This window comes from Carnobacterium sp. (assembly GCF_049673005.1).
Taxonomy (GTDB): domain Bacteria; phylum Bacillota; class Bacilli; order Lactobacillales; family Carnobacteriaceae; genus Carnobacterium_A.
On the sequence record NZ_JBATXB010000013.1, the window covers coordinates 1 to 5,942 of the forward strand.

The window sequence follows — 5,942 nt, forward strand, 5'->3', positions numbered from 1 at the left end:
AACTCTGGATCGAAATTTTTTCCAGTTTTCTCGGTTAACTCATACGCACCTTTTTGCATTTTATCATCAATCTGAATCATTTTAGTCATTGAAGTATCCTTTCTTTTACCAGAGTAGGAGCATGAGAGGGAATTTATTATTCCTAGTTAGTACCTAAGTTTACTTTATTTATCTAATGAGGTACAGGAAGAGTCACTTGTTTTAAAGTCTCATAAAAAATAAGGAGGTTGAGGTAGGATGAGTGAACAAGAGGGAAGTAAAGATTATCAGAAAGTATTGGATTTTTGGTTTAAAGAAATACAGCCAAAGCAACATTTTATTAAAAGTAAGAAATTTGACGAGGAAATCCGCACTCGTTTTCAAGTAGAACACCAGCGAGCAAGTAAAGGAGAATTAGTTGGTTGGCGTGAATCAATAGAAGGGTGCTTAGCAGAAATTATTATTCTAGATCAGTTTTCGAGAAATATGTATCGAAATCAACCACGTTCATTTGCTTATGATGGTATGGCCTTAGTATTAGCCCAAGAAGCACTAAAGCATAGAAACATAAACGATTTAAGAGTTGAGCAGTTGTCCTTTCTTTACATGCCATTTATGCATTCTGAGTCTTTAGTTATTCATGAGTTTGCAGTAAACTATTTCAAAAAGAAAGGACTAGAGAATTCTCTCAACTATGAGAAAGCACATCAGGCTATTTTGCTTCAATTTGGACGTTATCCGCATCGAAATAGCATACTTGGCAGAGAATCAACACCGGAAGAGATAGCATTCTTAAAAGAACCAGGCTCATCGTTTTAGATTAACTAAAATGAAAACGATCGGCCGTGAAATAAATGATTATAATTAAAATGACGTTTTTTATTGTATCTAAATATAGGTTTTCCGGTATTTTTTTATTTTGGAAATCTACCTTAATTAAACGGATAATAGAGAAATTCAGTTAAAATAAGAGTATGATAGAAGATGACGACCAAATTAAGTTAGTCAGAAAGTGATGAATTATGAAACCAATAATAATGTATGAAGAAGTAGTTTTAGAAAAAGAAAATAAAAAGATTGGCTTTGTAGATGTTCGTAGTCCAAAAGAACACGAATTTTCAACAATTCCAGGAGCTGTTAATATTCCAGTCCTAGACAACGATGCACGTGAAACAGTCGGTACACTCTACGTAAACGGACAAGTAGAAGAAGCTAAACAATACGGTGTAGACTGGGCTTCTAGTCAGCTTCCTAGTATGTATGCTCGCTACCAAGAACTATTAGACCAATACGATGAACTAGTTATTTTTTGTAGCAGAGGCGGTATGCGTTCTAATTCGATTTTTTCATTATTAAAAGCCATGGGATTACCAGTGAGTAGATTGAATGGTGGATATAAAGCTTATCGCCATTATATTAATGAGCGTTTAGATGCTGAGTTAACTAAAGCGACATTTGTGACACTTTACGGACTTTCGGGTAGCGGTAAAACAGAAATTTTAAAAGAACTATCAAAAAAAGGTGCAAATATTTTAGACTTAGAAGGATGCGCTAATCATAGAGGCTCTATGTTAGGAAGCATTGGCTTATCAGAGCCGCATTCTCAAAAAGCATTTGAGAGTTTACTATTTGAAGCTAGTCAAGGGTGGCAAGAGGGTGAAGTAGTTTTTACTGAGGGAGAAAGCAAACGGATTGGAAATGTTGTTATTCCATCAAGCTTATTTTCGGCTATCAAAGAGGGTAAAAAAGTGTATATTGACGCTCCTCTAGATTTACGAGTTGCTCAGATTCATCGTGACTATGTAAAGGAAGACAACCAAAAAGAACTTTCAGATTCTTTGGGTGCTTTAAAAGCTTTTATAAATGAAGAACGAGTCAAGTTGTTTCAAAAGCAAGTAATGAGCGGGGACGTAGATTTGGTTATTGAAAGTTTATTGGTTTCTTATTATGATCCTCGTTACAATCACCATAAGTCACAACGTGATTTAACGCTAGTTAGCTATGATGCTAAAAAGACAGCAGACAACATTTTAGAATGGCAAAAAGAAAGAGAGCAAAATTAACTATGGAAAATCAATGGAAGAATGATTTATTTATATGCGGCGGATGTAATGCAAAAATTGGTCCTGGAGATTTAAGCGGTATTTTAGAAAAACTGCCTAAGCAAAAAGATGAGAAACTCTTAGTGGGTTTTGATTCTGCTGATGATGCAGCTGTTTATCAATTGAGTGATGATTTAGCAATGATTCAAACGATGGATTTTTTTCCAGCAATGGTTAGTGATCCGCGATTATTTGGCCAAATCGCAGCTGCTAATGCAATGAGCGATGTTTTTGCAATGGGTGGAGAAGTGATGACGGCTATGAATATCGTTTGTTGGCCGGAGGAACAACCCTTGGAAAGATTGTCTGAAATTATGGCAGGTGGACAAGAAAAAGTTCAAGAAGCCGGAGGAATTTTAGTTGGGGGTCATTCTATTCATGACTCGTTGCCGAAGTATGGGTTATCTGTCTCAGGGAAAGTACACCCGAATGAAATTTATAGAAATGACACATGTGAAGCAGATGATTGTTTGATTCTGACCAAACCCTTAGGGACTGGAATTGTTACAACGGCTTATAGTGTTGGCGAAATGGGAGAAGAAGAGTTCAGAGCTGCAGCAGCATCAATGACGATGTTAAATGTCTATGCATCTACTATTCTAAAAAAATATACTGTACATAGTTGTACGGATGTTACCGGTTTTGGTCTATTGGGTCATTTAAATGAGATGCTAACAGATCGGTATAGTTGTGTCTTGGAAAGTTCAGCTATTCCTATTTTAAAAGGAGCATATGAAGGAGCGAAAGAATTTCTTGTGACCGCTGGTGGACAACGAAATCGTAACGCACTAAGTTCGGATGTGAAATTTGAGTTTGACGATTATGCTTTAGAAGAAGTATTGTTCGACCCACAAACTTCAGGCGGGTTACTAGTAAGTGTACCAAAATCAGAAGCAAATGAATTGCTGGTTGAATTACAATCTAAAGGGATAACAAGTGGAATCATTGGAGTTGTAACAGAACGCTCTGAATATAAAATGATTGTTTATTAGACAATGGTCTAAGTGCTAAATAAAGGAGGAAAAGAAATGTATGAAATAAATGCCTTGGGAAAAGCTTGTCCTCTGCCAGTTATTTTAACAAAAAGGGCGATGAAAGAATTTCCGAATGAAGATTTGAACATTCTAGTAGATAATGAGATTGCAACTCAAAACCTCAAAAAAATGGCAGATCAATTGAGCTTTCAAACAAAGATAGAAAAAAAGGGCGTCTCTTATTATATTGTTCATTTGACAAAGGAAGCCATTCATTTTGATACTGTTAGCGAACCAACAAAAGAAGAGCAGCCTCTTTCGATAAAAGAAGATGGTTCCAAAACAGTGCCCTATATTGTTAGCATTCATTCTGAAATAATTGGCGAAGGTGCTGAAGAATTAGGTTCGATATTAATGAAAAGTTTTTTCTTTTCTTTATCGGAACAAGAGCACCTACCTGAAAAAATTATTTTTTATAACGGTGGAGCTAAGCTAACTGCGCAGGGTTCTCCTGTTTTACATGATCTTCAAGCAATGGCTACGGATGGCGTAGAAATATTGACTTGCGGTATTTGTGTGGAGTATTTTGATTTTGAAGATAAGCTTATGGTAGGAGAAGCTACGAACATGTATCGGATTGTTGAACTGCAAAGCACGTATAAAACGGTCTCGCCATGATTGACCGCAAACATTATGGAATTATCGTATTTCCAAGTTCATCAGCTGCCTCACAAGCAGAAATGACGGTTAGTAAAAATGGGTGGACGTGTCGTCTAATTCCTATTCCTGAGCAAGTTTCAGCTGGATGTGGCTTAGTCTTGCAACTTTCAATCGATGATATAAAAAATGTTGAGACCTTTATGTTAAAAAAAGGGGTCACTTATGATGGGATCTACGAAGTATTTGTTACAAAGGAACGGAAAAAAACCGTTTTAACTTGGAAACAATAAGTATAAGGAGGTAGTGATGTATTATTTTGATAATAGTGCAACGACACTAATTAAACCACCTCAAGTAGCAGCTGCAGTGTATCATGCTATCCAAAGTCAAACAATTGGAAATCCTGCTCGTGGAAGTCATGCACCCGCGCTCCAAGCGCTGCGTCATGTTGAACAAGTACGACTGAAAATTGCACAACTAGTTAATGCGCAAGATGTTAGCCAGGTAAGTTTTACTTCAAATGCCACAGTTGCTTTGAATCTCCTTTTAAAAAGTCTATTTACTTCAACAGATGCAGTAATTACGACAGAAAATGAACACAATTCGGTGTTAAGACCATTGTATCAATTGGAAAAAGAAGGCATGCAACTAGATTTTCTTACATTAGATCGATTAGGGCGAGTGCGCTTGGACCAATTAGAAAGTCTGCTAAAAGAAAATACTAAAGCGGTTGTCATTAACCATATGTCCAATGTTACTGGTCAATTAACTGATTTAAAAAAAGTTGGAGCATTTTGTCAAAAGTACAATCTGTTATTAATTGTGGATGCTGCTCAAAGCGCGGGTGTCGTACCGATTGACATGGTTGAGATGCAAATCGATGCATTGTGCTTTACTGGTCATAAAAGTCTTTATGGACCTCAAGGAACGGGTGGGATTGTATTGAATAATCCTACTCTTAATCTGAAAACGGTATTTAGTGGAGGCAGTGGGAGTCATTCTTATGATAAAGAAATGCCTCATCAAATGCCGGGTTTTTTTGAACCTGGAACGTTAAATGTTCATGGTTTAGCTGGGCTTGAGGCGGGATTAGATTTCATAGAAGAACAGTCTGTAGAATCGATTCAAAAGGAATTGCAAGAAATAACGCTACTTTTTCTTGAACAAGTGATGGCTATTTCTAGAATTCAAGTCTATGGGAATGATTTGAAACAAGCAAAAGAGAATCCAGAGAACCACGGTGCAGTTGTCAGTTTGAATCTAGCTGGTTGGAGTTCCGGAGACTTAGCAGATGTCTTGTATGAAGAGTATGACATATGTGTTCGCTCAGGAGCTCATTGTGCTCCACTCGTACACAAACACTTCGAAACTGTTAAAACAGGAATGGTTCGATTCAGTTTTTCTAGCTTTAACACAAAAGAAGAAGTAAACATCGCGGTTAAAGCTTTGTCTGAATTGGCTTTAGAACGATGAGGACGATTAATTTAAGAAGCCGTACCATCTTTAGTTGAAAAGATGGTACGGCTTCTTTTTCTTTCTTTCTTAAAGGCGATGTTGTGTTTCATTTAATGTAATAAGATGTTGGAATGGACGTGTTTTAAGTTAAACAATCTGACTCGGCTAAATAAGAGTCGGATCAGCTGAGTTTTTGAAAAATTCTCCTCCACTTAACTCCTCCTGCTTATCTCTCGACGAGTGACTTATTATTTTATCAAAACTCGTCGATTTTTTCTATTTATCCCAGAAAAATAATCAAAACTAGTCACAAGAACTTGATAAGGATCAATTTATTCATGAATCATACAGACTATACTAAAGGCAATAAGAGATAGGAGGAGAATAATTATGAGTAAAGCCGTATATCAATTAGAATCGTTAACGTGTCCATCTTGTATCAAAAAAATCGAATCAACGTTAAGTAAAACAAAAGGGGTAGAGTCAGTGAAGGTTTTGTTTAACTCCAGTAAAGTTAAAACTGAATTTAATGAATCAATGATTGAAGCCACTAAAATTCAAGAAACGATTCAAAAATTAGGCTACCCTGTGTTATCTGCAAAAGTTTCTTAAGCATACGAGTTTTTAATAAAATTTGAGCTAATCAAAAAAACCTGACTCTTATAATAAGTCAGGTTTTTTTGACATTAAATGAATTAAAATGAAGGGAATAATTATTGAAATCGATTAAATAAAAGAAATTTCGACTACTTGATTCTAATCAATTTTATTA

The 5,942-nt window shown here is 36.0% G+C and carries 7 protein-coding genes; all 7 read left to right on the top strand.

Features of this window, described 5'->3' with window-relative positions:
* The first annotated feature begins 237 nt into the window (after nucleotides 1–237).
* Entirely contained in the window at nucleotides 238–798 is a 561-nt protein-coding gene (locus tag WBF61_RS01175) for a DUF924 family protein (protein WP_424253189.1), read from the top strand.
* Between the two features lie 203 nt (nucleotides 799–1,001).
* On the top strand, nucleotides 1,002–2,042 hold the full coding sequence (mnmH, locus tag WBF61_RS01180; RefSeq protein WP_424253191.1) for a tRNA 2-selenouridine(34) synthase MnmH: 1,041 nt from the start codon (nucleotides 1,002–1,004) through the stop codon (nucleotides 2,040–2,042).
* Between the two features lie 2 nt (nucleotides 2,043–2,044).
* On the top strand, nucleotides 2,045–3,073 hold the full coding sequence (gene selD / locus WBF61_RS01185; RefSeq protein ID WP_424253193.1) for a selenide, water dikinase SelD: 1,029 nt from the start codon (nucleotides 2,045–2,047) through the stop codon (nucleotides 3,071–3,073).
* A gap of 36 nt (nucleotides 3,074–3,109) precedes the next feature.
* Nucleotides 3,110–3,733, top strand: a complete 624-nt coding sequence (yedF, locus tag WBF61_RS01190; protein ID WP_424253195.1) for a sulfurtransferase-like selenium metabolism protein YedF — start codon at nucleotides 3,110–3,112, stop codon at nucleotides 3,731–3,733.
* Entirely contained in the window at nucleotides 3,730–4,005 is a 276-nt protein-coding gene (locus tag WBF61_RS01195; protein WP_424253197.1) for a DUF3343 domain-containing protein, read from the top strand. Before yedF ends, WBF61_RS01195 begins: the two co-directional genes overlap by 4 nt.
* 16 nt (nucleotides 4,006–4,021) lie before the next feature.
* Nucleotides 4,022–5,188 (top strand): aminotransferase class V-fold PLP-dependent enzyme, encoded by a 1,167-nt coding sequence (locus WBF61_RS01200; RefSeq protein ID WP_424253199.1) that lies wholly within the window; start codon nucleotides 4,022–4,024, stop codon nucleotides 5,186–5,188.
* A gap of 372 nt (nucleotides 5,189–5,560) precedes the next feature.
* A complete protein-coding gene (locus tag WBF61_RS01205; protein WP_424253201.1) occupies nucleotides 5,561–5,782 on the top strand; it encodes a heavy-metal-associated domain-containing protein in 222 nt (73 codons plus the stop codon).
* The last annotated feature ends 160 nt before the right edge of the window (nucleotides 5,783–5,942 follow it).

What these genes read in the sequence shown, in the direction of transcription:
- WBF61_RS01195 (WP_424253197.1), top strand. Translation starts at nt 3,730, where the DNA reads ATGATTGACCGCAAACATTATGGAATTATCGTATTTCCAAGTTCATCA.
- yedF (WP_424253195.1), top strand. Translation starts at nt 3,110, where the DNA reads ATGTATGAAATAAATGCCTTGGGAAAAGCTTGTCCTCTGCCAGTTATT.
- WBF61_RS01205 (WP_424253201.1), top strand. Translation starts at nt 5,561, where the DNA reads ATGAGTAAAGCCGTATATCAATTAGAATCGTTAACGTGTCCATCTTGT.
- WBF61_RS01175 (WP_424253189.1), top strand. Translation starts at nt 238, where the DNA reads ATGAGTGAACAAGAGGGAAGTAAAGATTATCAGAAAGTATTGGATTTT.
- mnmH (WP_424253191.1), top strand. Translation starts at nt 1,002, where the DNA reads ATGAAACCAATAATAATGTATGAAGAAGTAGTTTTAGAAAAAGAAAAT.
- selD (WP_424253193.1), top strand. Translation starts at nt 2,045, where the DNA reads ATGGAAAATCAATGGAAGAATGATTTATTTATATGCGGCGGATGTAAT.
- WBF61_RS01200 (WP_424253199.1), top strand. Translation starts at nt 4,022, where the DNA reads ATGTATTATTTTGATAATAGTGCAACGACACTAATTAAACCACCTCAA.